A 26,219-nucleotide genomic window follows, 5' to 3' on the forward strand; every position below is an offset into this window, starting at 1 on the left:
ACATGACAAACAATCCTCCCTCATCGCGTATCCAGCCCGGCGAGTATGGTTTTCCCCTCAAGCTGAAGCCCCGTTATGACAACTTTATTGGCGGTGGCTGGGTCGCTCCCGTCGACGGCGAATACTATTCCAACCTGACCCCGGTTACCGGCCAGCCGCTGTGCGAGATTGCCAGCTCCGGTAAGCGTGATATCGACCTGGCGCTGGATGCGGCGCACAAAGCGAAAGAGAAATGGGCTCACACCTCCGTGCAGGACCGGGCGGCGATCCTGTTCAAAATCGCCGACCGGATGGAGCAGAATCTGGAGCTGCTGGCGACGGCGGAAACCTGGGATAACGGCAAGCCGATCCGGGAAACGATGGCGGCTGACGTGCCGCTTGCTATTGACCACTTCCGCTATTTTGCCTCCTGTATTCGCGCTCAGGAGGGCGGGATCAGCGAAGTCGACAGCGACACCGTGGCGTATCACTTCCACGAACCGCTGGGCGTCGTCGGGCAAATTATTCCGTGGAACTTCCCGCTGCTGATGGCGAGCTGGAAAATGGCGCCCGCGCTGGCGGCCGGAAACTGTATTGTGCTCAAACCGGCGCGTCTGACCCCGCTCTCGGTCCTGCTGCTGATGGAAATCGTTGGCGATCTCCTGCCGCCGGGCGTGATTAACGTGGTGAACGGCGCGGGCGGGGAGATAGGCGAATATCTGGCTACCTCAAAACGTATCGCCAAAGTGGCGTTTACCGGGTCGACGGAGGTGGGCCAGCAGATCATGCAGTACGCCACGCAGAACATTATCCCGGTGACTCTGGAACTGGGCGGGAAATCCCCGAACATCTTCTTCGCGGACGTGATGGAGGAAGAGGATGCCTTCTTCGATAAAGCCCTGGAAGGGTTTGCGCTGTTTGCGTTTAACCAGGGCGAAGTCTGCACCTGCCCAAGCCGTGCGCTGGTGCAGGAATCCATCTACGAGCGCTTTATGGAGCGGGCCATTCGCCGCGTTGAGTCTATTCGCAGCGGTAACCCGCTCGATAACGTTACACAGATGGGGGCGCAGGTCTCGCACGGACAGCTGGAAACGATCCTCAACTACATCGACATCGGCAAGAAAGAGGGGGCGGATATTCTCACCGGCGGGCGTCGTAAGGTGCTGGGTGGGGATCTGCAGGACGGCTATTACCTTGAGCCGACGATCCTCTTCGGCCAGAACAATATGCGCGTTTTCCAGGAGGAGATTTTCGGCCCGGTGCTGGCCGTGACCACCTTTAAAACGATAGAGGAGGCGCTGGAGATTGCCAACGACACGCCGTATGGCCTGGGCGCAGGTGTCTGGAGTCGCAACGGTAATCTGGCCTATAAAATGGGCCGCGGCATTCAGGCCGGGCGCGTCTGGACCAACTGCTACCACGCCTATCCGGCGCACGCGGCATTTGGCGGTTATAAGCAGTCGGGCATCGGACGTGAAACCCACAAGATGATGCTGGAGCATTACCAGCAGACCAAATGTCTGCTGGTCAGCTATTCTGATAAACCACTGGGGCTGTTCTAGTCGCCCAGCTCAGGCCGTCCGTGGGCGGCCTGGGCAATTTGCTGGCGCAGGCAGTTAAGGACGCCATCCAGAACGTATTGCACGCGCCAGGGCTGGTATTCGCGTTTGCGGAAGATGGCCGTCAGATCGAGCCACCACTCTTCCTGATGCGGGAAGCAGGGGACCAGCATGCCTTTCGTTAATTCTTTTTTCAGACTCTCTTTTGGTGCAAAAACAATCCCAAGATTATTTCTGGCCAGCTCCAGGGCCGTCTGCGTATTGTCGCAAATATAATTACCGGTCACCCGGTAGTCATGCACGTCATCGCTGCCGTGCACGCGGAAACGCCAGATGTTGGCATCATCGACCAGCATGGAGTCAATGAGAATACAGGAGTGATTAATTAAATCTTCAGGTCCGGTTAAGGGATGTTTATTTAAATATTCTACGGTTGCGAAGGCCGTAACGGAATATTTTGTCAGCACGCTGGCAACCAGACTTTCGTCTTTTGGCTGAGCATAGGTAATTAAAATGTCGCAGTCATCCGGAAAGGTGACGCCTTCTGAAAATTCATTCCGGTCCAGATTGTAGGTTTTCAGGGAGATGCGGATGTCGCCGATGTCTTCTATCTGATGGATCACGTGTCGCGCGAGGTAGGTCACGATACCTGTTGGGGCATAGATCGTCACTTTTCCGCGCTTTTCATGCTTATAATCAGCAATGAAATTAACAAGCTGGCTGTTCTTATCCAGCGTGGCGTTCACGAAGGGGAGTAACGCTTCACCAAACTGGGTCAGGGCCAGCTGTCGCGTGGTGCGCTCAAAAACCTTGAGCCCAACCCGCGTTTCAAAATCAGACAGATATTTACTCACGTTGGCCTGCGCCATACCCAGCAGGGCGGCGGCATCACCAATGCTGTGGGTGGCGGCGATGACGGAGATAATTTTTAATTCGCGTGGTTTTAGCTGTAATGTACTCATCATGCACACCCATCTATATGATTTTATATATAATATTATATAAACCGCAGCGTTGCATTGGCAATTTTGTAACCATTATTATGCGCCTCGCTTGTTTGGCATTTAAATGGATTACATAGAATGACTATTAAATACAATTTACTCATCGCTGCCACGTTATTTGCATCAACGTCTGCCATGGCCGGGGAATTTTCACTTGGAGCGGGGGCTGTATTTAATGAGTCTCCATACAAAGGCTATAACGAAAATACAACTGCGGTACCGTTAATTAGCTACGAAGGGGATCGCTTTTACGTTCGCCAGACCACGGGCGGATGGATCCTGTGGAAAGATGCAAAAAATGAATTAAGCCTGACCGCAACGTGGATGCCGCTGCATTTCGACCCTGACGATAATGACGACCATCAGATGAAGCAGCTGGATGAGCGTAAAGCGTCCGCCTTCCTCGGCGGTGCGTACTACCGCCACGAAAGCTGGGGGTCGCTGAAAGTGGCGGTCTCTGGTGATGCCACGGATGAAAGCAGCGGCGTGATCGGCGAAGTATCATACTTCCGTCCAATCAAAATGGATCGCCTGACCCTGACGCCTTCTGTGGGTGTGTTCTACAGCGACGAAAGCTATAACGACTACTACTACGGCGTATCCGGCAGCGAGTCTCGCCGCTCCGGGCTGGATCAATACACTGCCGGTGACAGCTGGACGCCATACGTTGGTCTGGCGGCTAAATATCAGTTAACCCAGAAGCTGTATCTCAATGCCAGCGCGGTCTACACCGTGTTGCCTGACGACGTGAAGAATAGCCCGATGATCGACCGCGATGACAGCTTCGCGCTGATGACCGGCCTGACCTGGCGTTTCTGATGTGGTAAAGCCTGTTTACTCCCTCTCCCGTGGGAGAGGGATGGGGTGAGGGCAACAGGCCGCAGAAATTCAACCTTCATCCACCCAGATCCGCATTTCCCCTTCTCCCCGGTTCGCCCAACTGAACCACGGAATAAAGGTTAGCGTCTGAGGATGACGTTGTACCGGCGGGCGGTCATAGTGCCACAGCGCATCAGTGTCCTTCGTATGACAGCCCGTCCCCTCTGCCTGTATCAGCATCTTGTGCGCGAAAATGCCTTTACCTTCAAAGATCCGGAACGTGCTGTCAGGCGGCAAGGAAAGGTTATGCAGATTGGTGCCGTTATCCGCTTCTTCCAGACAGTAAACCAGCGGCCCGCGCTGTAGCGCGACTTTTCCCGCCTGCTGGCGTACCTGCGGATTTCCGTACACCCGGCGAACCGGCATCGGTAGCGTCAGCGTGACGACATCCCCTTCTTGCCAGTTTCGGGTCAGATAGAGGTATCCCCGTGAAATTTCACCTGCAGCGTCTTCACCGTTCAACGATACCTCAGGCGCCGCGCACCAGTCCGGCAGGCGCAGGGCCAGGGTATGTTTCACCGGCGAAGGTGAGACGATCTCGATTTTCACCGCTTCCTGCCACGGATAATTACCGCCGATCCGCAGCGCCAGGGTTTCATCGCCAACCGGAATGACGACATCGTTGCCGACGTAGAGGTTAATAAAAAGCGCATCCTGGCGAACGGTATAAATATAATGCCCCAGCGACGTCAGCACGCGGGCGATATTCGGCGGGCAACAGGCGCAACCAAACCAGCGCTGGCGGACGGGTTTCACGTGATCGTAGATATGGTTGAACGCCAGGGTTTTCGGATGGACTTCCAGCGGGTTCACATAGAAGAAGTGCTTACCGTCCAGCGCCATGCCGCCCAGCACCGTGTTGTATAGTGCGCGCTCCATTACGTCGGCGTAGTGGCCGTCGGCCTCCATTTCCAGCATCCGGCGGGCAAACATCATCAGACCGATGGAGGCACAGCTTTCGGCGTACACCGTATCGTTGGGCAGATCGTAATCGCTGCTGAACGCCTCGCCGCTGCTTTGCGAGCCGATTCCACCGGTAATGTACAGCTGGCGCTGCGCCATATTTTTCCACAGCCGCAGGCAGTCCCGCCGTTTACCCTCGTCATGGCTCAGGCGTGCCAGATGCGCCATGCCCGCCATCAGATAGACGAAACGTACGGCGTGGCCAGTGGCCGTTTGTTGCTCGGCAAGGGGTTGATGCGCCTGGCTGTAGGTTTTGTCCTTGACCATCCACGCCGGGCCATAGGTATTCCAGTACGACGTTCTGCCGCGCTTCTCGTATTCGATATCGTAGAAGTGAGGCTGGGTGCCGCGCTCCTCGATAAAGTATTTCGCCAGATTAAGGTACCGGGGCGCCTGCGTAACGTCATAAAGTCGCATCAGCGCCAGCTCGATTTCCGGATGGCCCGGATAACCGTGCAGCTGGTTTTCACCGGGGCCAAACACGCTGTCGATATGGTCCGCCAGCCTGCAGACCACGTCCAGCAGGCGGCGTTTTCCGGTCCCCTGAAAATACGCCACGCCCGCTTCAATCATATGTCCGGCGCAGTAGAGCTCGTGACATTCGGCCAGATTGGTCCAGCGCTCCTCAGGCGCTTTTACCGTAAAGTAGGTGTTGAGATAGCCATCCTCACACTGCGCCGCCGCGACCAGCTCAATCACCTCGTCGGCGGTTTTCTCCAGTTCAGCATCAGGCTTCTGGCACAGCGACCACGCTACGGCTTCCAGCCATTTCGCCACGTCGCTGTCCTGAAACACCATACCGTAGAATTCACCCTGCTCCAGACCTGCAGCTATGCGGAAGTTGCTAATGGCGTGGCTGGGTTCGGCTTCCGTCACGCGGTCATTTAGCGCATCCCACTGGTAGGGGATCACCACTTCACGGACCAGTCGTTGATACTGCCCGAGAAACGGGTCGTTAATTTTCAGCTTGTGCAGGTCGGGTTCCATTATGGACATAGCGTTCTCCTCAGGACGATACGTGACGCTGGCGCAGCTCGGTGGCAATGCGCGACATCATTGGGTTGTTGAGTTTGCACCAGCGGATGGAAACGGCCAGTAGCAGATGGAAAAGGGCGGGGAGCAGGGTCTCCATGGCGGTGATGCCCTGCAGCGAAGCCTGTGTCTGATTGCCCGTGCCCGGCTGGTAGGCGACGGCGATAAACACCAGGCTGATGATCCCGGCGCTGGAGGCCCACGCGAGCTTGATGAAAAACAGGTTGAAGGCGAAGTTCATGCCCGATGAGCGCACCCCGGTTTTCCATTCGCCGTAGTCGTCGGCAAAGGCCATCAGCGAGAAGTGCAGCGGCAGGGTGAAGCCCAGGATCACGCCGTTGCTTAAAATGACGATCAGCCAGAGCGTCTGGTGCGCCGGGCCTCCTGGCAGAAACCACATTCCCAGCGCAAGTGCGGCGAGCACCAGGTTTGTGTAGTAGTAGAGTTTGACGGTATCAATACGGCGCGACAGCGGGTTGACGATGACCGCCCCAAGAATGGCCGCAAAGGTCACCATCGTGAAAAACAGCGAGGTATAGGCGGTGCTGCCCTGCAGTACGTAGGTGATAAAGTACATGTATCCGCCGCCGCGAATGTTGAAAACGTTGATCAGCAGGAACGACATCACCAGCATCAGCAGCAACTGATCGTTTTTACGCAGTCCGGCCAGATGCTCCCGCAGGGTGAATTTGCCCATCAGCGCCAGCGGGACACGCTCGCGTACCCAGAAGAAGCAGCACAGGAACATCACCACGGCAATGGCGCACAGGACGCCGACGCCAAGCTGATAACCTTTCGCGGCATCTCCCTGGCCCAGTTCAGCGACCAGCCATGGCAGGCCTACGGAGACCAAAAATCCTGCCACGCCGCACAGCACGAAGCGCCAGGACTGGCAGGAGATCACCTCGTTATGGCGGGTGGTCATGGTATTAATCAGCGCGCAGTAGGGAACGTTGATGGCGGTATAGCCGACGGACAGCAGCAGATAGGTCCCAAATGCCCAGGCGATTTTCACGCCCATGCTGGCTTCCGGAACGGTGAAGGTCAGCACGCCGATAATTCCGATCGGGAAGGCGACCCACAGCTGCCATGGGCGAAAGCGCCCCCAGCGGCTCTGCGTGCGGTCGGCAATAATGCCCATGACCGGATCGGAAATAGCGTCAAATACGCGCAGGGCAATAAAGAGCGTACCCACGAGCGCAGGCGTCAGACCAAAAATATCGGTATAGAAAAAGGTCAGAAAATTCATGATCAGGCAGGTAATCACCGTACCGCCCGCGTCGCCCAGGCCGTAGCCAATTTTTTCGCGCACGGACAAACGGTCATTTATCTCCTGTTGTGTAACGTCAGACTCTGTAATCGGTGTGGAAGTCATCGGGTAACTCCTCGGTAATCGAATTTATTATCGTATTTGTGCAAGGTACCTGATTATTCTGCACTGAATGGGGAGGCCAACAAGGGAAGGGAAAAGTATAAAAAGATGACGATTCCGACCTGATGATAAAAATGTGATTCCGATCGGGCCGTCGGGCCATTATTTATTAATAATCAATGGATGCATTTAATAATGGCGGGATTAAAAGCGAAATGGTGAATATAAATGCTTGAATTATCCATAGCGTTTCCGGTTAAGGTTCAAAACGGTGGGTTGTTTATTTCCCGGGGTGTGGGCCGCCATCCTGCGCGTAAATTAACATCGTGGGAGATTATTTTTGTCGAAAAAGGGACATTAACGATCCAGGAAGAAAATACGGTATTTGACGTGAAGGCGGGCGAGAGTTTGCTGCTTTGGCCTGGCAGGCGACATGTAGGCGTCGGCGACTTTCCCGCCGATCTGAAGTTTTACTGGCTGCATTTTGAGGTTGAGCATCACCTGCCCCGATTACCCAATCTGGCAATCGAACAACACTGCCGCGTGAGGGATGCCCAGTATGTGATTTCTCTTTTTCGCCAGTTCCTGAGCGAGCAGGAGAAATTACAGCGAAGCGTGGCGCTGGAAATCATTTTATTACTGATTTTGCAGCAAATTTCCCTTTCGTCAGGCTATGAAGACAACGCAGATGAAGCCGGTGCAGCAATGGCGTGGAAGGCGAAGCAGCTTATTCGCACGCAGTTCCATTTGCCGCTTTCTACCTCGCAACTGGCAAAAGCATTGCACTGTAATGCGGATTATCTGGGGCGCGTGTTTCGCCGGACCTTCCATTTAACCCTGACGGAGGCGATACATCGCCAGCGCGTCAGGGCGGCAGAAAAATTGTTGCTGAATGACTCTGCATCGCTCACCGAAGTGGCAACGCGGTGTGGTTTTAATGACGTGGGCTATTTTCGGCAGATCTTTTCGAAGCATACCGGGTTAACTCCCGCCGTCTGGAAACGGCGGTACTGCAAGGAACACATTAATTCCGGGTGATCACTGCCCGTAATAGGCATTCGCTCCATGCTTGCGCAGATAATGCTTGTCGAGCAGTTCCTGCTGCATAACCGGAAGCTGTGGCGCGAGCTGGCGAGAGAACAGGCCCATATAGGCGCACTCTTCCAGCACCACGGCATTGTGAACCGCATCGGCCGCGTCTTTACCCCAGGCGAACGGACCGTGGGAGTGGACCAGCACCGCCGGGATCTGCATCGGGCTAAGATCGCGCTCCTCGAAGGTTTTGATGATCACTTCACCCGTCTGGTATTCGTATTCCCCTGCAATCTCTGCCGTGGTCATCAGGCGCGTGCAGGGGATGGTCCCGTAGAAATAGTCCGCGTGCGTGGTTCCCCAGGCCGGTAAATCCAGCCCCGCCTGGGACCAGATAGTGGCGTGGCGCGAATGGGTATGCACTATGCCGCCAATCTCCGGGTAACGACGATACAGCGCAAGATGGGTAGGCGTGTCTGAAGAGGGCTTTTTATTCCCCTCAATAACCTGGCCCGTGGCGATATTCACCACCACCATATCCTCCGCCGTCATCACGTCGTATTCCACACCGGACGGTTTAATGACCATCATGCCGCTTTTGCGGTCCACAGCGCTGACGTTGCCCCAGGTAAACGTCACCAGCTGGTGGGCGGGCAACGCCAGGTTTGCTGCCAGTACCTCGGTTTTAAGTTCGTCTAGCATGTCATGCCTCCTTCCTGCATACGGGCTTCAATCCAGCGGCGCGCCTGGATAATCTCCAGCACCGGCTCTTTTGCTTTTTCGGTCCACATTTCAATCAGAAATGCGCCGCGATAGTTCAGTTGATGCAGCGTGTTAAACACGCCAACGAAATCGACGCAGCCCTCGCCAAACGTCACGTCGCGGAACTGCCCGGGGCTTTGTGCGGTGACGGGCTGGGTATCTTTCAGGTGAATAGCCGCAATGCGGTCAATGCCCAGCGTCAGCTCGGCGGTGACGTCGTTACCCCACGCGCTCAGGTTGCCGACGTCCGGATAAACGCTGAACCACGGTGAGGCGAGCATGTCGTCCCACTTTTTCCATTTGCTGATGGAGTTCATAAACGCGGTGTCCATGATCTCCACCGCCAGCATCACCTGTGCGGCGGCGGCCTGTTCTACGGCCCAGGCCAGCCCGTCGGCAAAGCGCTGTTGCGTCCCCTCGTCATGCGCTTCGTAATAGACGTCATACCCGGCAAGCTGGATGGTGCGAATGCCCAAATCACGCGCCAGCCTGATGGCTTTGCTCATGATCTCACGGGCGCGTTCGCGCACGGTCTCATCGCGGCTGCCAAACGGGAAGCGACGGTGGGCAGACAAGCACATAGAGGGGATCGCCACGCCGGTTTCCAGCATCGCTTCCACCAGAGAGGCGCGCTGCGTGGTGCTCCAGTCGAGGCGTGATAATCGCTCGTCGGTTTCATCGACAGACATCTCGACAAAATCGAACCCGCAGCTTTTCGCCAGTACCAGCCGCTCGGGCCAGGAGAGATCTTTTGGCAGCGCTTTTTCGTAAATACCTAACGGATGCAGACGCATGGTTACGCTCCCCAGATGTCGCGAATGTGCGAATGGAATGCCTGTGCCACCTGCGGTGGATTGGCGGCACCTGCCAGCGCGCGTCCGGCAATAAAGGCTTTGACGTTGATTTGCTTAAACAGCGGCAGGTCGGCGGGGGTGATACCGCCGGTAATCGAAAGCTGCAAACCGATATCGGAGAGCGCTTGCATTTTTGCGAGATCCGCCTCACCCCACTGCTGGCCGCTCGCCTGTGCGTCACGTCCGCGGTGATAAATGGCCTGCTTCACGCCGATGCGATGCCATGCGCGAGCATCGTCCAGCGTCCAGTGACCAAAGAGCTCCATCTGGATTTCTCCCCCGCGGCGCAGGGCTACCTCGTGGCCGCGTTCAACGGTGGCCAGCGGGGCGGCGCAGATGATGGTCATCCAGTTTGCACCCGCGCCAAATGCCTGCTCTGCCAGCGTTTCTCCGGCATCGGCCACTTTCCAGTCCGCAACGATGATTTTATCAGGGCACTGCTCGCGCAGGGCGCGCACGGAGTTTAGCCCTTCGGTCAGGCACAAAATGGTACCTGCTTCGACGATATCAACGTGATCGGCAAGCGTCGCGACATCACGCTGCGCGGCCTGAAGAGAGGTATGGTCGAGCGCCAGCTGCAGTAATGGTCGGCTCATAGGTTGTTCTCCTTAACTCGGGCGTGATAGCCCTGTAGTGCTGAAATCAGTAGCTGATAGCGCTGATACTTGCGCTGATAGGCCGCATGGGCGCGCATGTCAGGCTCAATGACACGAATGTCGTGTCGGAGGGCGCATTGCGCCGTATGGAAATCGGGATACACGCCGGTGCCGACCAGGGCGGCCAGCGCCGCGCCGGAACAGCCGGTCTCTTCTACCTGCGGCAGTTCAATCGCCAGCCCGCTGACGTCCGCAAGCATTTGCATCCATACGTCCGAATGGGTTGGACCACCCGTCACGCGCAGGGCATGAACGTGGGTAAAGCGTTCGAGCATGCGGTTTAGGTGGGTCATGTGGCAGAACACCACGCCCTCATAAACCGCCTGCAGCAGGTGCGCGCGGGTGTGTAGCGCCTGCATCCCGTAGAAGCCGCTGGTCATCTCCAGCCCGGCGTTGCTGCCATAGAGGAACGGCAGAAAGTACACATCGCTTTCGGCTTTCGGCAGGCTGGCGACGGCGTGGTTGATCTCGCTGAACGACATGTCGCCCCACTGCGCGGTGAGCCACTCAAGGTTGCCGGACGAGGTCGGGCTGGCTTCGTGAACGATGTACTGCTGCGGATGCACGTAGCGACCATAAACGTAGGGGAAGGGTTCGTTGCTGCAAAGCGCACTGGCGATCCCGCTGGTGACGGCCCAGGTGCCCATCACGGCGTTCAGCGTGTGCTCGTCCTGCAGTCCGGCGCAGAGCGCGGTGGAAACCACATCAAACAGTCCCCCCACGACGGGTGTGCCCGCCGCGAGACCGGTAAGGGCGGCTGCCTGAGCGGTGATTTCCCCGCAGATTTCTGCTGAACCGACAATCGGCGGCAGGGCGCCGTCAATCTCGCTGATCCCGAGCCAGCGCGTAAGCTGCGGGTCATACTGCCCGGTATTCATGTTGTAGAGATTGGACTCGGAGATGTTGCTCTCTTCACCGCCCTTCACGCCGGTCAGGCACCAGCGCAGATAGTCGTGCGCCATCATCACGCAGCCAATCTGCTGATAGCGCTGCGGCTCGTTCTCTTTGACCCAGCGCAGAAGCGAGGCCGGATGCCCGGTCCACAGCGTCTGGCGCGTATGCGGGTAGAGTTTTTCGGGAATGCCGTCCTGCTGCCAGCGCTGCACAATCTCCAGTGCCCGGCGATCGGAGGAGAGGATGGCATTGCCCAACGGTTGGTCCTGTTTATCGAGCAGAAAGAGCCCTTTACCCTGAGCAGAAATGCCGACCCCATTGATCTGGTTGCCGTTTACGCCTGCATTCTTGAGCAACGCGGCGATGGTTGCGTGGCAGTGCTGCCACAGCTGATGCATATCCCGCTCGGCGTAGCCCGCTCGCGGGCTGAGCGTGGCAACGGAGCGGCGTTCGATACTGACTTCTTTGCCCTGGCTGTTGTATAAACCGGCTTTCAGATAAGTACCGCCACAATCGATACCCAGCCAGAAGGTCTCTTTTTCACTCATCTTCATCTCGCTTAATTGCCGGGTGGCGCTGCGCTTACCCGGCCTACGGTTTGGTTTTCTCCCTCTCCCTGTGGGAGAGGGCTGGGGTGAGGGCATCAGGCCGCACGTTTATGGGGATTTACCGTGGGATTGGGCTCTGCCCCGGCATCGCATTTCGCCGGCAACAGCAGGGCCAGCAGCGACGCCAGCGCGAGTGAAACGGCCAGGCAGTAGACGCCCGCATCTTTGCTGTACAGGGTGATCAGCACGCCAACGGCATACGGGCCGCAGAAGCCACCGAGGTTGCCCAGGGCGTTGATCACGCCGCGCGCGCCGCCCGCCATCTCTGCGCTAAACAGTCTTGCCGGGATCGTCCAGAACACGCCGGCGGCGGATTGCAGGAAGAAACCGCAGCCCACCAGTGCGGCATAGGCCAGCCAGATGTTTGCTTTCAGGGCTACGGAGAGGAACATGCAGAGCGCGAAGCCAATCAACGGCAGGGAGACAAACAGCTTGCGCTTGCCGGTGCGGTCAGAAAGCGAGGAGAACAGGAACATGCCCGCAATGGCGCCGATGTAGGGCAGGATGGCGAGCATCCCCACCTGACCAATACTGGTGTGTGTCAGCTCCTTCAGAATGGTCGGCAGCCAGAGGGTGTAACCGTAAATCCCGGTCTGATAGAAGAAATTCAGGGCGATCAGCTGCCACATGGTTTTGTCAGACAGCACCGCGCTGAGCGAGGCATTTTTCACCTCTTTTCCGGCGATGGCCTGCTGTTCAGCCGCCAGCGTTTGCACCAGATAGTTTTTCTCTGCCGCTGAGATCCAGCGGGCTTCCTGCGGACGGTCGTAGACCGTGAATGCCCAGAGCACCAGCACAACAATGGACATCAGACCTTCAATGATGAACAGCCAGCGCCAGTCAAGAGCGGTGATAATCCAGCCCGACAGCGGGGCGGTGATTATCCCGGCGATGGGTACAAACATGATCACAATTGCGTTGGCGCGACCGCGTTCGGCATCCGGGAACCAGTTGCTGATCATGGTGAGCACAACGGGTAGCATCCCGCCTTCCGCCACGCCGAGTAAGAAGCGCAGCACCAGCAGCTGGTACTGATTCGTCACGAGACCCGTGAGCACCGAGATCACCGCCCAGGCGACCAGTGACCAGCCGATAAATTTCTTGCCGCTACCGTGCACCGCAATCTTGCCGCCGGGTACCTGCAGGAACAGATAGCCGATAAAGAATATGCCGCCCGCGAGGCCTGCCATGGTGGCGGTAATACCTAATTCTTCGTCCATCCCTCCCGGCATTGCAAACGCGATATTCACGCGGTCCATATATGAAATAATACAGGCGATAAGAATAGGAGGAATGATTCTTAGCCAGCGCTGGCGCGGAATGTCCGCATGTAGAGCATGAGTAGAAATATTCATAGTTAATCTCTCCGTAGGTAACCGGAATAAACTTTTCTTATTGTTATTGCGTTGCTTTATTCATTGCGCTGATACCGTCGCGCAAAATGGCGATGCGATGGCTGACATCAGCATTAGCATTTATTTCCAGTAATTTAATACCGGAGAATTTCAACGTTGCGGCGCTCGCCGCAGTAAAGAGTGCTTTTGCACATTCAGTGGACATCAGACTGTCGGCACAGAAGGAGGAAAATGGCGCGTGCAGATCCTGCCATTCACCGTACTCCCCGCCGGGGGTGGTGCCTGAAAACATCAGCGCACCCAGTTTCCCGGCATTAAGCGCGGCCTGAACGTGGTCAAGGGGAAGGGTGGTGTTACGGCCTTCGATGGCCGACCGCGCCCAGTTGATGCAGACGCTGATATCCGTGTCTTTCACCACCTCCAGCACCTGCTCCAGTGGCAGGAAGCCCTTGCGCGGTGCCGGGCCGTTCATGGCATCGCAGTGTTCCAGCACCAGATCGCAGTCCCAGTCCCAGCCCGCGATTTCCCGAACCGAGCGGGAAAACGCTTCTGTAGCCTGTTCGACGGAAGCATTGCCCGCCTGCGGGGCGGCCTGCATTTCCAGAGCAATCACTTTGCCTGGATAACGGGCATTCACGGCGTTAATTTTCTGGTGCAGATGTCGGTAAAAGTCCACGCATGCTTTACGCTGCGCGTCGTCAGCCGAGGCCAGGCCAAATGCGCCGTTGCTGCCGCGGCGGCGCATGGTTTCCATTACTGCCGTGACCACGATTTGCCAGTCCCCCGGGGTATGGCGGAACAGCCATTCGTCACCAAGGGGATGAAGATTTTCAAGGCAAGGCTGTTCCAGCCCGCGAATATTCGGCGTGTCGGAAAGTTCCCGCCAGAAGGTTTGTTCTTCTTGTTCCCCTTTCTGGTGAAACGAGGGTGCGCAGGGGTACGCACCAATAATAAAACTGGTGTTGGTCATTTCGCGTTCCTGTATTTATACCCGTCATACTTCAAGTTGCATGTGCGTTGGCTGCGCTCGTTCACCCCAGTCACTTACTTATGTAAGCTCCTGGAGATTCACTCTCTTGCCGCCTTCCTGCAACTCGAATTATTTAGGGTATATCAGAAAATTAATCTAATTCGCTGATTGCCACTTTCACCACAATCTTACGAATTGTGGTTTCCTTGTTTTTAATACAGGCAGGACGGTGCACATCCTGCGGAAAAAATATGGCATAGCTGCCGGGTATCATTTCGATAAACGACTCATTTTCACTGTTGTGATAAAAAATAATATCGCGTTGTTCCAGCAATGATTCGCTTATTTCGTTATTACCGGTATCAATCGCGATACCGATTTTCTCTTCACCCCAGGCCAGGAATTGGATATCCAGATAGCGGCGATGCACTTCCGGGCGATTCTCGTGCAGATCCTTTGTTGTTAGGTCGAGAACCTGGGCAAAAATGTTGCGACCTTCAATTTCTACTACGCCTGGCTCCAGGGTGGTGAAATCCGTCGTGCGCAGAAAATGAAGGGCTTTTTCAATCGCCCGCGGCAGGCGACACGGATTTGGCTGGGAAATATGTCCGAATATCATGGCCCACTCCTTACAGAGACTGGATTTTCGCCCACACGCTGTCGTCAACCGTGATGCCGTTGCTGCGGTTCTCTTCAAGCAAACGGGTAAATTCATGCCCTGGCAGACGGATGGCGACATTTTCATCCGCGCGTTCGGCGGTGGTGATGAAGTCCATAATGCGCTGCAGTTTGGCATCCCGGGTTGGGCCATCGATCAGGCGATCCACCTCAATGGCGATGAAGATCTGCGATACGCCGTACTCGTCGCTGTTGTCCTGGGTCACTTCCGCGACGGAAGATCCGTTTGAGAGCAGGGTGGCGATCATATCGAGCACGATGGATAAGCCGGACCCTTTCCAGTAGCCCATGGGCAGAATACGGCGGTTTTTCTCGATCACGCCCGGCTCTCTGGTGAGGTGACCTTCGTCGTCAAAGCCGCCATCTACCGGCAACGCGCGCCCGGCCAGGCGGTTCACCTCCAGCATGCCGTAGGAGAACATCGACATCGACATGTCGACCATGGTGATCGGGTTCGACGGAATGGCAACGATCAGCGGGTTTGTGCCGATGCAGCACTCTTTTGATCCCCACGCGGGCATCACGGCAATCGAGTTGGTCCAGCAAATGCCGATATAGCCCTTCTCCGCCGCCTGCCAGCCGTAGCTGCCGCCGCGCATCCAATGGTTCGCGTTACGCAGTGCCACCAGACCAATGCCGTGATCGGACGCCAGCTCGGTGGCGCGATCCATCATCTTGTTCGCCGTCAGGTTGCCGATGGAGCGCTGCGCATCCCATTGTTCGATGGCGCCTAATGTCATCACCCGTTTGGGCTGGGCGTCAGGAATGATATCCCCTGCATCAAGCTGCTGAATAAAGCGCGGGAAGCGGTTTACACCATGCGAATAGACGCCGGATTCCGTGGTGCGGGCAAACATCTCGGCGCAAGCGTCTGCGGTTTCCGCTTTCACGCCGCGATCGAGCAGAACCCGATTGAACGCCGCTTTCAACTCTTCGAAGGTCACTTTCATCCCTGTTCTCCTGTTCTTTTAAGGGCAAGTGTGAGTGCTTTTTTATCGCTAAATTCCACTATGCGAAATCTGATTTCAAATATAGCGATCAAATTTTGTCAGATCAACGACATTCATGTTTTTCAAAATCGATTAAAATCAATTGGTTGTGTTTTTTCTGTTGAGATCGTGAACTGACCCACACTTTGCGCTACCATCAGGGCGCGCTAAACAGGAGCCATGTAATGAGCATGAAAGAGAGCGAAATGACGCAAGAAAAAGAGAGGCCAGCAGGCAGCCAGAGCTTGTTTCGCGGCCTGATGCTGATTGAGATCCTCAGCAACTATCCGAACGGGTGCCCGCTTGCACATTTATCGGAACTGGCGGGGCTGAATAAGAGCACCGTGCACCGCTTGCTGCAGGGGCTACAGTCGTGCGGGTACGTGACCCCGGCACCCGCGGCGGGCAGCTATCGCCTGACCACCAAATTTATCGCCGTCGGGCAAAAGGCGCTGTCGTCGCTGAATATCATTCACGTGGCTGCTCCGCACCTCGAAGCGCTAAACATTGCGACCGGCGAGACGGTGAACTTCTCCAGCCGGGAAGACGACCACGCTATCCTGATTTATAAGCTCGAACCGACAACCGGTATGCTGCGCACGCGCGCCTATATTGGCCAGCATATGCCGCTTTACTGTTCCGCGATGGGCAAGATCTACATGGCGTTTGGCCATCAGGATTACGTGGCGAGCTACTGGGAAAGCCACCAGGAACAGATTCAACCTTTGACGCGCAACACCATCACTGAACTGAGCGCCATGTATGATGAACTGGCGGAAATTCGCGATCGCAGCATGGCGATGGACAAAGAAGAGAACGAGCTGGGCGTCTCCTGTATTGCCGTGCCGGTGTTTGATATTCACGGCCGCGTCCCGTATGCGATCTCTATCTCGCTATCGACGTCGCGCATGAAGCAGGTGGGCGAGAAGAACCTGCTCAAACCGCTGCGCGAAACGGCAGAGGCTATCTCAAAAGAGCTGGGTTTTAACGTACGCGAGGCGTAACAGATGAACCGATTTATCATGGCGGATGCGGAAAAATGCATCGGGTGCCGCACCTGTGAAGTGGCCTGTGCGGTCGCGCATCAGGACGATTTCACCGCGCAGGCTTTTACCTCCCGCCTTCGGGTGGTGAAAGGGGACGCCTATACAACGGCGGTGGGGTGTCATCAGTGCGAGGATGCCCCCTGTGCCAACGTCTGCCCAACCCATGCCATCAGCCGTACGGCGGGCGCCTGGCTTGTTGAGCAGACGCGCTGTATTGGCTGCAAGAGCTGTATGGTCGCCTGTCCGTTTGGGGCGATGCAGGTACGGTTGGTGGGAAACAGGGCACAAGCGCTGAAATGTGATTTGTGCCGTCATCACGAAGGCGGACCGGCCTGCGTGGAGGCCTGTCCAACCCACGCGCTGCGCTGCGTTGATCCTGTCAGTATTCGGGCTGAAAGGCTTACTGCATTTTATTGAAATTCCACGTAAACGTCAGACTGTAGCGCCAGTCTCTGTTGCGACTGTCTGTCGGAACATCCCCTACGGGTCTTGCCGCCTCAACCGTGACGCTATAGTGGCGGGTATCGCCTACCATCACGCCGGCCGCCACTGACCCGAGCCGCTGATGAGGCAAGCCAGAGGTGTTAAACCAGGTTTGCGCGGTATCGGCCAGGATGTAGGGTTGGATTGTGGCAAGCCAGGTACTCTCTTTTCGCATCTGGATATAGCGCAGTTCTACCTGCCCGCCATAGCCGTAATCACCGCTTGCTTCACTGTCCTGGTATCCACGGCCAAACCGCTGGGCACCGAAGCTAACGCGTTCGGGTTCTGGCAACGTGTTATTTGACCAGTCACCCTCCCAGGACGTTGAAAGCCGCCACTTGTCGGCAAACAGCCTGGCTGCGTCCAGATAGCTTTTCGTGAGCGTAAAATTCATATCGGGTCTGGGGGCCGAGACGATATCGGCACCCATCGCATCAATGCCCTGACGCACGTTGAGCCGGCCGCTGATGCTGGCGGTTGTGAACTGATGCGCACCATTAACGCCCACTTCCAGCGCCGGATAACGCGCGTGCTGGTTGACGGAGTCCAGACGATAGGTTTTGCCCTGCAGTCTGGCCTGAAGAGCATAATCATCCTGGCGGTCGGTGTAATCAAAACCGCCGGTCAGATTAATTTGTGATTTTTGCGTCAGCAGCAGGGGATAGCCAAACGTCACGCCACCGTTGTATTGCGTTGTTTTTTGCTTCGAATCGACGCTGATATTATTCGGCAAAGAGAGCAGGGGCGAAAAATCTCGCGGATCTTCGCGGTAATAGCTGCCTTTGAGCTGCATCGTCAGCCCTTCATCGTTTAAAAACTGCTGCCAGTTGAGCCCGACATAGTTTTTTCGCGTGTTGCTATCTAACGGCACAAGCGTGGCCACGCCAAGCTGATCGCCATAACTTGTCATGTTGCTGAGCGTGCCGTTCAGCATCATTAAATCTTGCCCTTTACGGGTATCGATCGTCGAGGCGATATTCCAGCTCCGCTCCTGATTACCGGTAATCTGCATCGCCGCCGCGCCATAGATATTGGTTGGCAGCTGCGCGTTAGCCGTGACCGGAACGTTCGGGGTACGGGTCATCAGCTGGCTATAGCGATCGAACGTATCCTGAGACAGCGGTTTTTCCGCCATGATTTTTTCTGACAATCGTTTAAGACGCTCGGCGACGTGCGGGTTATTACTGGTGATGTCGCTGTGAGCGACATAGCCTTCAACCAGAACAATTTTAATATTCCCCTGCTGGAAATTATTATCGGGCAGCCAGGCATAGGAGAGCGGAAAACCGTCGGCCTTATAGCGCGCCGTAATATCGTTTACCAGCCCGGTGAGCGTTTTTAGCGGCACGGTTTTTCCGGCATAAGGCCTGAAGGGCTGAAGTAATTCCTGCAAGGGATAACGCGTGCCGCCAATAAACTGAATGTGATTAATGGTAATGGGTGTTTCAGGCGTCAGCGTTGACTGCGGTTTTTCTATTTTGACTTTCGGCTGCGGGACGGCCTCCGTCTGTTCGGGGGCAACGTTACGAGAAACTTGCGCCGGGTTATCAGGGTTAATAATAGAGGGCAGTGTATCGGCGCGGGCCATGCTCAGCACAACCAGCCCCGTCAGCGAAAAAAGGAAGTGGTGTTTCATCGCGCTATCCCTGTTCATCATTCCCGGTTAGGGGGAGTGTCGCTGTATAAAGCGCCCCTGAACCAGGGGCGCAGAATGACAATAAGCAGGTTACTGTTTTGGCGTCAGCAGACCGGTGGTTAACGTGTTGAGTCCGTTAATCGGGTTTGTCGTAGATGTGTTTTGGGTTGTGCCTGCATTGGCCGTTACACCCGCAGTCAGCGTATTGAGGGTGGTATTGACCGTAGTGCTCAGGCTATTGTTTGTGGCTGTCACATTGGCATCGGCCGTCAGAGATCCTGTGCCGCTGCCTCCGGTGGTTGATGTGGGTTTCACTAGCGTACCGCTATCCGTGACCGTCTGGCCTACATTTTGAACGACCTGACCGACACCGCTAAGCCCGCTATTGCTGCTGCTAATGTTGGTCCCCACGCCGCTGACGGTGCCACCCACCTGGGTCAGCAGACCGTTGACAGGTGTGCCGAGACCCGTTGTGGTGCCCACGCTTTGCGTCACGCCTTGTACCCCGCCCAGCGTCTTGTTAGCCAGGGCCGTGGTATCGGTTGTTACCTGAGTGACCGCTGGGCTGCTTACCGTGTTGGTGAGACCCGTGCCGGTGTTACTGACCAGTTGCCCGGTGCTGTTGACCACGCTGCCCGTCAGTCCGGTTACGCCGCTGACCGGTGTTCCGGAAGTGGAGCTCGCCAGGCCCGTGCCTACTGTTGAAACGGTATTGCCAAGGGAGGTGACGGACGTGGTCACGCCTTTAACCGTTGTGCCCACACCGTTCGGGTTGTTTGGATCGCCAACGCCAGTCGTGACGCCTGTCCCCACGGTGGACACGGCACTGCCAACACCGCTGACGGTGGTTGAAACGGTTGACGTGACGGGGTTATTTGTCGGAAGCTGGCTTCCAAGGCCATCCACCGTCGATCCGACGCTGGTTACGGTTTTACCGGCATCACCCAGTATCGTATTTACGCCTGCGGTAGTGGTTCCGCCACCGCCCGTGTTGCCTGTTCCGGTTCCTCCGCTGCCATTGCCTCCTGAGCCCGATCCTGAACCAGAACCCGTTCCGCCACCAGCGCCTGTCCCGGTACCTGAACCCGTCCCGGTACCTGAGCCGTTGCTGCCCGAACCGCCATTGTTCGCGGTCGTGCCACTTCCATCACCTGAGCCGCTGCTGCTTCCCGTCGCAGGGTTATTTTTGGCCGTTGAGTGATGAGAGCCGCCACCGCTTCCACTGCAGGCAGAAAGAGAGAACGCGAGCAGTACCGCAACAGCGATAGCGCTGATGCGACTAACATTATTAGGTAGCATATGAATACTCCACGCAAAAGAACGCCGAGCGGCGTATTAGTGAGTATATGCCCTATTTTTAAATATGCATGAAAGTGGCTCGGGAAGGTATTTCCCTGTGTTGCAGAGGGTTATTTCAAAATAACAATAAGTTAAGATTTTTAATCGATGCTTAATTATTGAGGGGAAAGTTAGTGAGCGTAAATTAAAGGAATATTCCTAAGGAAACTCAAGGGAGATGATAAATCAAACGCTACAGGATATATCCTTAATATAAGATTCAGATCACGGAAAAATAAGGCTCTTCATTTGAAGAGCCTTATTATTTAACAATTGCCTTCGCGCCAGGCTTTTTCGATCTCTTCGGCGAGAATTTTAACACCCGCTTCGATTTTTTCCGGATCGGGGACGTAGTTCATGCGCATGCACTGATGGGTATGCGGCCACGGCTTATCCAGACCTGGGAAGAAATAATCGCCCGGCACCATCAGTACGCCGCGCTTTTTCAGGCGCTGGTAAAGCAGTTCGGTGGTGATAGGTAAATCTTTAAACCACAGCCACAGGAAAATCGCCCCTTCCGGTTTGTGGATCAGGCAGCGTTCTTCCGGCAAATAGCGACGAAGTGTCGCGATCGTCTCCTGAACGCGCTGGTAGTAGAAAGGCTTGATCACGTCATTCGACAGACGCAGCAGGTCCTTGCGTTTGATCATTTCGCACATCATCGCCGGGCCAATGCCGCCCGGAGAAAGGCTGATAATGCCGTTCATATTGGTGATGGCGGTGATGATTTTCTCATTGGCGATGATGATGCCGCAGCGGCTGCCCGGCAGACCCAGCTTAGAGAGGCTCATGCACAGGACAATGTTCGGGTTCCACAGCGGACGTGCTTCGCTGAAGATAATGCCCGGGAACGGTACGCCGTAGGCGTTATCGATCACCAGCGGGATGCCGTGCTGATTTGCCAGCGCATCCAGCTTCATCAGTTCGTCATCAGTGATTACGTTGCCCGTTGGGTTAGTCGGGCGCGATACGCAGATCATGCCCGTCTCTTCGCCAATATGCAGGTGTTCAAAATCGACGTGATATTTGAACTGGCCTTCCGGCAGCAGCTCAATGTTCGGGCGCGCGGAGACGAACAGATCCTCTTCCAGGCCGGAATCAGCGTAGCCGATATACTCCGGTGCCAGCGGGAACAGCACTTTTTTGGTGGTGCCGTCGGCGCGACGTCCTGCGAACAGGTTAAACAAGTAGAAAAACGCGCTCTGGCTGCCGTTTGTCAGTGCAATATTCTGTGGTTCGATATCCCAGCCCAGCTCGTCACGCAGCATTTCGGCGAGGAGTGCCAGCAGTTCGGTTTTACCCTGCGGGCCGTCGTAATTGCAAAGCGCATCGGTTGCTTTGCCGCTTTCCAGCATCTGAGCGAGCAGGGTCTGGAAATAGGTATTCATCTCCGGGATTTGAGCCGGGTTTCCGCCGCCGAGCATGATTGCGCCCGGTGTGCGCAGCCCGTCGTTGAGGTCCTCCATCAGGCGAGTAATGCCTGAATGGCGGGTAAATTTGTCGCCGAAAAGTGAAAACGTCATAGCAGGTGATCTGTCGAGCTTATTTTGAAAGTGGGTAACCATAACGCTAGCACCGTGTTGGTGCAAATCGGGTGGTGTGGTCGGATTTGTTGTTTTATAGGGCAGGAGTGGGCTTGTGTAGTGAATAGTTCTGGTGGAATTCCCCTCACCCCGGCCCTCTCCCCTTAGGGCAGAAGGTTAGGGTGAGGGGATTGATCTATTGATTACCCGCCCATACCACCATCACCTTATCGCCCTTATGCTCGCGCACGAAGCCATACCCCTCTTTCAGCGACAGCGTGGTTTGTTTGCCTTCACCAATCGCCGGGTGGCGGGCGCGGAACTGACCCAGCGTTTGCCAGTGGGCGACGGTTAAGGCCTGCTTGCCCGTGACGTCCTGCCAGTTCATATCTGAGCGGGTGCCCTGCAGCGGGTCGGAGCCTGTCGGCCCGAATGGACGCTCGGACTCATCCCCGTAATAGATTTGCACGCTGCCCGGTGCCAGCAGAAGCAGCTCCGCCGCGCGCTGACCCCCTTCGCGGAACAGGCGCGTATCGTGGGATGAGAGGTAGCTCAGCACGTTGAAGCTTTGCAGTTTCTCCGCCATCTGCTGCCAGGTGAGATCCATATCGGCCAGACAATCCACCGCTTTTGCCGCCTGCTCCTGATAATCAAAGTTAATCATCGCATCAAAACCGTGGCGGTAATAATCGCTCTGCATGACGCCGTGGCCCCAGGATTCCCCGGTCATCCAGAACGGTGCATTATCGAGCTTTTTATCCGGGTGAGCGCCTTTCCAGGCGGCCAGCGCCTGGCTTGCCTGGTCTTTCAGCTGTTGCCAGGCCGCAAGCTCAACGTGTTTCGCGGTATCCACCCGGAAACCGTCGATGCCGTAGTCACGTACCCACTGGCTGAGCCAGTGGGTCAGGTAGTCGCGCGGGGTATAGCCCGGAATCGCTTTCGCGTGGGTATCGGGCTTATGTTGATAGAAATTGGGTAACCCGGAAGCGACGGTGGATTCCGTTTTCAGGTCGGGCAGGAACGCCAGCGACATCGTTAAATCGTCGAAGCCGGGATTATCGTAATCACCGATGTCGGTACGGATCCATTTCTTGCCCCACCATTTTTCCCATGCGGCCTTGTCGCTGAAGTTGATGTAGTCGTTGAAGCTATGCCAGGTCTGGCCTAGGCCCGGCGCCCAGTCCGTCCAGCGTTCTCCCAGCGTCTTTTTCAGTTCATCACCCTGAAGGTACAGGGCACCAAACTGAAATTCCTGCATGTCTGCCAGCGTGGCATAGCCAACGTGGTTCATGACGATATCAAACAGGATGCGAATGCCGCGCTTATGCGCCTCATCAACAAGCTGACGCAGGTCATCCTCGGTGCCCATGTTGGCATCGAGCGTTGTCCAGTCCTGGGTGTAGTAGCCGTGGTAGGCATAATGCGGGAAATCACCTTTGGTTCCGCCGCCTACCCAGCCGTGGATCTGCTCAAGCGGGGAGCTTATCCAGAGCGCATTCACCCCCAACTGCTGCAGGTAATCGAGCTTGCTGGTCAGCCCCTTTAGATCGCCACCGTGGAACGTGCCAATCTCCTGCATGCCGTCTTTATGGCGGCCATAGCTGTTGTCGTTGCTCGGGTCGCCATTCACAAAGCGGTCGGTCAGTACAAAATAGACAGTGGCGTTTTGCCAGCTAAACGGTGCCGGCTTGTCGGTTTCGGCGCGCTCAAGCAGCAGCAGGCCGTTACTGTTGGCGGCTGGCTGCAGGGTGATTTTCCCATCTTGTACGGTCGCCGTCTGTTTACTGTAGTAGTCGCGCACGACGGAGCCTTCCGGGAAGGTATGGCTGACGTCCAGCGTTAGCGGCTTACCGTCCCACTTCGGACACTGGCGGATAACGTTGGCCACCGGCTGTTCTGTCGCGCTCTGAACCGCCAGCAGCAGGGTGGGCGTGCCGGATCGGGTATCAATCCGCATCTGGTATTCACCGTCGCGGAAAAGGCGCCACTGCGGCGGAGCGCCGTCACAGGGCTTGAGCGACAGCATCTCATTGAGTTTTATCGCGCCTGTGGGCTGCCAGCACGTCTTGTCAAAACTCAGCGTAAGAGGACGCGTACCCTTCGCAAGCTTTGCCTGGCTGGTGAAAATCCCGGTGCCCTCGGCGCGAAATGCGCCAAACCCCGGCGATGACCAGTCGGCATGTGCCAGTGCGGGTAACATCAGAAAGGCTATTGCGGTGCGTTTCATTCCTTGTTCCTGTCGCGGATTTTTTGACCAGTGTGCCAGCAGGCGGGCGGGAAAAACTCATCCCCTGTCGCTTTCTGCCAGGAGGATGCGTGAGGATGAGTGATCTTGCGCAAAATTAGGCAGTTATCTGCGATAACGCACACATTTTTCCGGAAATGATGTTTTTATGAGCAAGTTTCAGGTGACATAGTTTCGGAATTGGACTATTTCTATACGTGCTCTTGAAGTCTATTTTTGATATGATTTGAGATTCCGCTCTCAAATTTGTGAAAAAAATAAGGTGTTAGGATGATTACATCCGACCAGGAGACCTAATGATATCGACTCCCATTCGACGATATGGGGCTGCGATACTCATGTTACTCACCACGGCATTTTCGGGTGAGGTGCTTGCGAAGACGCACACGGATACAACGAGTAAGAAAGCCCACGTAATAAAGACGACAAGTAGTAAGGTTAGCAGTAAACAAGAGTATTCTCGCAATAGTGCAAAGAGTAGTTCACTTCCTGATTTGCGAAAATACCCTTCCGGAACACCAAGGAAAAAAGCGTTTCTCCGGACGGTAATGCCTTACATCACGAGTCAAAATGCCGCGATTACTGCGGATCGTAACTGGCTGATTTCCAAACAGTACGATAGCCGCTGGTCGTCGTCAGAGCGCGCGCGTCTGAAAGATATCACGAAGCGCTACAAGCTGAGCTGGAACGGTAACACGCGTCGTGTTCCGTGGAATGCTCTTCTTGAGCGTGTGGATATCATCCCGGGCAGCATGGTTGCGACCATGGCTGCAGCCGAAAGCGGCTGGGGAACGTCTAAGCTTGCGCGTAACAACAACAACCTTTTCGGCATGAAATGCGTGAAAGGCCGTTGTACGAATGCGCCCGGCAAGGTGAAAGGCTATTCGCAGTTTGAATCCGTGAAAGATTCCGTGAACGCCTATGTGGTGAATCTGAACACGCACCCGGCCTACTCATCGTTCCGTAAATCACGCGCTCAGCTGCGTAAAGCGGACCAGGAAGTGACGGCCAGTACGATGATCCACAAGCTGAAAGGGTATTCGACGAAGGGACAGAGCTATAACAACTATCTGTTCGCTATGTACCAGGATAACCAGCGCTTAATCGCCGCCCATATGTAATCTCAAAAAAACGCCTTCCAGTGGAAGGCGTTTTCTTTTCTAGATCAGCACCTCGCTGTGGCGATCCCGGTACTCTTTCGGCGTGGTGTCATACTCTTTGCGAAACACCGAATAAAAATATTGCAGCGACGGGTAACCGCACATCTGCGAGATTTCGTTGATCGACAGCGACGTGGAGATGAGCAGGCTGCGTGCTTTCTCCAGCTTTTCAGCATGGATGACGGCATGAATGGTTTCGCCCACCTCTTCTTTAAAACGCTTCTCCAGATTCGAACGCGAAATGCCCACCGAATCCAGTACCTGATCGACCTTAATCCCTTTGCAGGCGTGGTTGCGAATATAGTGCATGGCCTGAATGACGGCCGGGTCGCTTAAGGAGCGATAATCGGTCGAGCGACGTTCTACGACGCGAACCGGTGGCACCAGCAGGCGCTGAAGCGGCAGAGATTCTTTATCCAGCAGACGGTGCAGCAGCTTCGCCGCCTGATAGCCCATCTGACGCGTGCCCTGGGCAACGGAGGAGAGCGCCACGCGGGACAGGTAGCGAGTAAGCTCTTCGTTATCGATGCCAATCACGCACAGTTTTTCGGGCACCGGAATGTGTAAGTGTTCGCAGACCTGCAGCACGTGCCGCGCGCGGGCGTCCGTCACGGCAATAATGCCGGTTTGCGGCGGCAGCGTTTGCAGCCAGTCAGCGAGACGGTTCTGCGCGTGCTGCCAGTTTTCCGGGGCGGTTTCCAGCCCCTGATAGACCACGCCGCGATACTTCTCCTGTGCGACCAACTGGCAAAACGCGTGCTCACGCTCTACGGCCCAGCGCTTGCCGCTGGTCGCGGGTAAACCATAAAACGCGAAGCGATGGACGCCTTTCTCTTTTAAATGGAGAAACGCGGCTTCAACCAGGGCATGGTTGTCGGTGGCGATATAGTGAACCGGCGGATAGTGTTCGGGCGAATGGTAGGAGCCGCCGACGCCCACGATTGGAACGTCGACGTCGGTCAGCAGTTGCTCAATGACGGGGTCGTCATAGTCGGCGATAACGCCATCGCCCAGCCAGTCTTTGATGTTCTCCAGACGGGTGCGAAAATCTTCCTCAATAAAGATATCCCACTCGGATTGCGACGCCTGCAAATATTCACCCACGCCTTCTACCACCTGGCGGTCGTAGGCTTTGTTGGCATTGAATAACAACGTAATGCGGTGACGCTTTTCAAACATGGCTCACTTCCCAATTAAGTCAC

22 protein-coding genes are annotated in these 26,219 nt (G+C 55.8%); 6 read left to right on the forward strand and 16 right to left on the reverse strand.

Translation table 11 applies throughout. From position 1 onward, the window contains the following. Positions 1 to 2: 2 nt before the first annotated feature. A complete protein-coding gene (gene aldB, locus BMW97_RS19630) occupies positions 3 to 1,541 on the forward strand; it encodes an aldehyde dehydrogenase AldB (RefSeq protein WP_045907891.1) in 1,539 nt (512 codons plus the stop codon). Here the strand turns inward: aldB and BMW97_RS19635 are convergent. Next, complete coding sequence (locus BMW97_RS19635; RefSeq protein WP_065365941.1) at positions 1,538 to 2,503, reverse strand: LysR family transcriptional regulator; 966 nt, start codon at positions 2,501 to 2,503, stop codon at positions 1,538 to 1,540. The two genes, aldB and BMW97_RS19635, sit on opposite strands and share 4 nt — an antisense overlap. A 117-nt stretch (positions 2,504 to 2,620) precedes the next feature. On the opposite strand from BMW97_RS19635, the gene BMW97_RS19640 reads away from it, so the two are divergent. Continuing rightward, entirely contained in the window at positions 2,621 to 3,361 is a 741-nt protein-coding gene (locus tag BMW97_RS19640; protein WP_045907889.1) for a MipA/OmpV family protein, read from the forward strand. Positions 3,362 to 3,430: 69 nt separating this feature from the next. Here BMW97_RS19640 and BMW97_RS19645 read toward each other — a convergent pair whose 3' ends face one another. Together BMW97_RS19645 and BMW97_RS19650 are read right to left on the reverse strand one after the other, a co-directional pair. Continuing rightward, positions 3,431 to 5,380, reverse strand: coding sequence for a glycoside hydrolase family 127 protein (locus BMW97_RS19645; protein ID WP_045907888.1), 1,950 nt, complete (start codon positions 5,378 to 5,380; stop codon positions 3,431 to 3,433). 10 nt (positions 5,381 to 5,390) lie between these two features. Continuing rightward, positions 5,391 to 6,791 (reverse strand): MFS transporter, encoded by a 1,401-nt coding sequence (locus BMW97_RS19650; RefSeq protein ID WP_045907887.1) that lies wholly within the window; start codon positions 6,789 to 6,791, stop codon positions 5,391 to 5,393. Positions 6,792 to 7,016: 225 nt separating this feature from the next. Between BMW97_RS19650 and BMW97_RS19655 the strand changes: the two genes are divergently transcribed. Further along, positions 7,017 to 7,826: a helix-turn-helix domain-containing protein gene (locus tag BMW97_RS19655; protein WP_045907886.1), complete on the forward strand. Its 810-nt coding sequence runs from the start codon at positions 7,017 to 7,019 to the stop codon at positions 7,824 to 7,826. On the opposite strand, the gene araD is transcribed toward BMW97_RS19655, so the two are convergent. The 8 genes from araD to yiaK all read right to left on the reverse strand — a co-directional run bounded on the left by araD (position 7,827) and on the right by yiaK (position 15,547). Continuing rightward, complete coding sequence (gene araD / locus BMW97_RS19660) at positions 7,827 to 8,522, reverse strand: L-ribulose-5-phosphate 4-epimerase (RefSeq protein ID WP_045907885.1); 696 nt, start codon at positions 8,520 to 8,522, stop codon at positions 7,827 to 7,829. Further along, on the reverse strand, positions 8,516 to 9,376 hold the full coding sequence (locus tag BMW97_RS19665; protein WP_045907884.1) for an L-ribulose-5-phosphate 3-epimerase: 861 nt from the start codon (positions 9,374 to 9,376) through the stop codon (positions 8,516 to 8,518). The genes araD and BMW97_RS19665 overlap by 7 nt, the downstream gene beginning before the upstream one ends. 2 nt (positions 9,377 to 9,378) lie before the next feature. Further along, positions 9,379 to 10,032 (reverse strand): 3-keto-L-gulonate-6-phosphate decarboxylase UlaD, encoded by a 654-nt coding sequence (gene ulaD, locus BMW97_RS19670; RefSeq protein WP_045907883.1) that lies wholly within the window; start codon positions 10,030 to 10,032, stop codon positions 9,379 to 9,381. Further along, positions 10,029 to 11,534: an FGGY-family carbohydrate kinase gene (locus BMW97_RS19675; protein ID WP_045907955.1), complete on the reverse strand. Its 1,506-nt coding sequence runs from the start codon at positions 11,532 to 11,534 to the stop codon at positions 10,029 to 10,031. Before BMW97_RS19675 ends, ulaD begins: the two co-directional genes overlap by 4 nt. 95 nt (positions 11,535 to 11,629) lie before the next feature. Then, positions 11,630 to 12,949 carry an MFS transporter gene (locus BMW97_RS19680; RefSeq protein WP_025910539.1) on the reverse strand — a complete coding sequence of 440 codons (1,320 nt, stop codon included), beginning with the start codon at positions 12,947 to 12,949 and terminating at the stop codon, positions 11,630 to 11,632. A 43-nt stretch (positions 12,950 to 12,992) separates the two neighbouring features. Next, the gene (locus BMW97_RS19685; protein ID WP_045907882.1) at positions 12,993 to 13,919 is read right to left on the reverse strand and encodes a DUF4862 family protein; all 927 of its coding nucleotides are present in this window, start codon (positions 13,917 to 13,919) and stop codon (positions 12,993 to 12,995) included. A gap of 151 nt (positions 13,920 to 14,070) precedes the next feature. Then, a complete protein-coding gene (locus BMW97_RS19690; protein WP_023294828.1) occupies positions 14,071 to 14,538 on the reverse strand; it encodes a YhcH/YjgK/YiaL family protein in 468 nt (155 codons plus the stop codon). A 10-nt stretch (positions 14,539 to 14,548) separates the two neighbouring features. Then, on the reverse strand, positions 14,549 to 15,547 hold the full coding sequence (gene yiaK, locus BMW97_RS19695; protein ID WP_045907881.1) for a 3-dehydro-L-gulonate 2-dehydrogenase: 999 nt from the start codon (positions 15,545 to 15,547) through the stop codon (positions 14,549 to 14,551). Between the two features lie 224 nt (positions 15,548 to 15,771). Between yiaK and yiaJ the strand changes: the two genes are divergently transcribed. Beyond that, positions 15,772 to 16,590 (forward strand): IclR family transcriptional regulator YiaJ, encoded by an 819-nt coding sequence (gene yiaJ, locus BMW97_RS19700; protein WP_021242452.1) that lies wholly within the window; start codon positions 15,772 to 15,774, stop codon positions 16,588 to 16,590. Between the two features lie 3 nt (positions 16,591 to 16,593). Next, positions 16,594 to 17,049 (forward strand): 4Fe-4S dicluster domain-containing protein, encoded by a 456-nt coding sequence (locus tag BMW97_RS19705; protein WP_045907880.1) that lies wholly within the window; start codon positions 16,594 to 16,596, stop codon positions 17,047 to 17,049. On the opposite strand, the gene BMW97_RS19710 is transcribed toward BMW97_RS19705, so the two are convergent. The 4 genes from BMW97_RS19710 to BMW97_RS19730 all read right to left on the reverse strand — a co-directional run bounded on the left by BMW97_RS19710 (position 17,033) and on the right by BMW97_RS19730 (position 23,839). Next, entirely contained in the window at positions 17,033 to 18,751 is a 1,719-nt protein-coding gene (locus BMW97_RS19710) for a ShlB/FhaC/HecB family hemolysin secretion/activation protein (protein WP_045907879.1), read from the reverse strand. The two genes, BMW97_RS19705 and BMW97_RS19710, sit on opposite strands and share 17 nt — an antisense overlap. A 90-nt stretch (positions 18,752 to 18,841) precedes the next feature. Next, on the reverse strand, positions 18,842 to 20,050 hold the full coding sequence (locus BMW97_RS19715) for a collagen-like triple helix repeat-containing protein (RefSeq protein WP_072052246.1): 1,209 nt from the start codon (positions 20,048 to 20,050) through the stop codon (positions 18,842 to 18,844). Positions 20,051 to 20,355: 305 nt separating this feature from the next. Beyond that, positions 20,356 to 21,612, reverse strand: coding sequence for a valine--pyruvate transaminase (gene avtA / locus BMW97_RS19725; protein WP_045907877.1), 1,257 nt, complete (start codon positions 21,610 to 21,612; stop codon positions 20,356 to 20,358). 196 nt (positions 21,613 to 21,808) lie between these two features. Further along, positions 21,809 to 23,839, reverse strand: coding sequence for an alpha-amylase (locus BMW97_RS19730; protein WP_045907876.1), 2,031 nt, complete (start codon positions 23,837 to 23,839; stop codon positions 21,809 to 21,811). Between the two features lie 314 nt (positions 23,840 to 24,153). On the opposite strand from BMW97_RS19730, the gene BMW97_RS19735 reads away from it, so the two are divergent. Beyond that, entirely contained in the window at positions 24,154 to 24,978 is an 825-nt protein-coding gene (locus BMW97_RS19735) for a protein bax (protein WP_045907875.1), read from the forward strand. Positions 24,979 to 25,017: 39 nt separating this feature from the next. Here the strand turns inward: BMW97_RS19735 and xylR are convergent, their stop codons facing one another. Continuing rightward, on the reverse strand, positions 25,018 to 26,196 hold the full coding sequence (gene xylR / locus BMW97_RS19740; RefSeq protein WP_021242460.1) for a D-xylose utilization transcriptional activator XylR: 1,179 nt from the start codon (positions 26,194 to 26,196) through the stop codon (positions 25,018 to 25,020). Positions 26,197 to 26,219 lie beyond the last annotated feature (23 nt).

It is taken from the genome of Enterobacter sp. NFIX58, from assembly GCF_900110475.1.
GTDB classification, from domain to species: domain Bacteria; phylum Pseudomonadota; class Gammaproteobacteria; order Enterobacterales; family Enterobacteriaceae; genus Enterobacter; species Enterobacter quasiroggenkampii.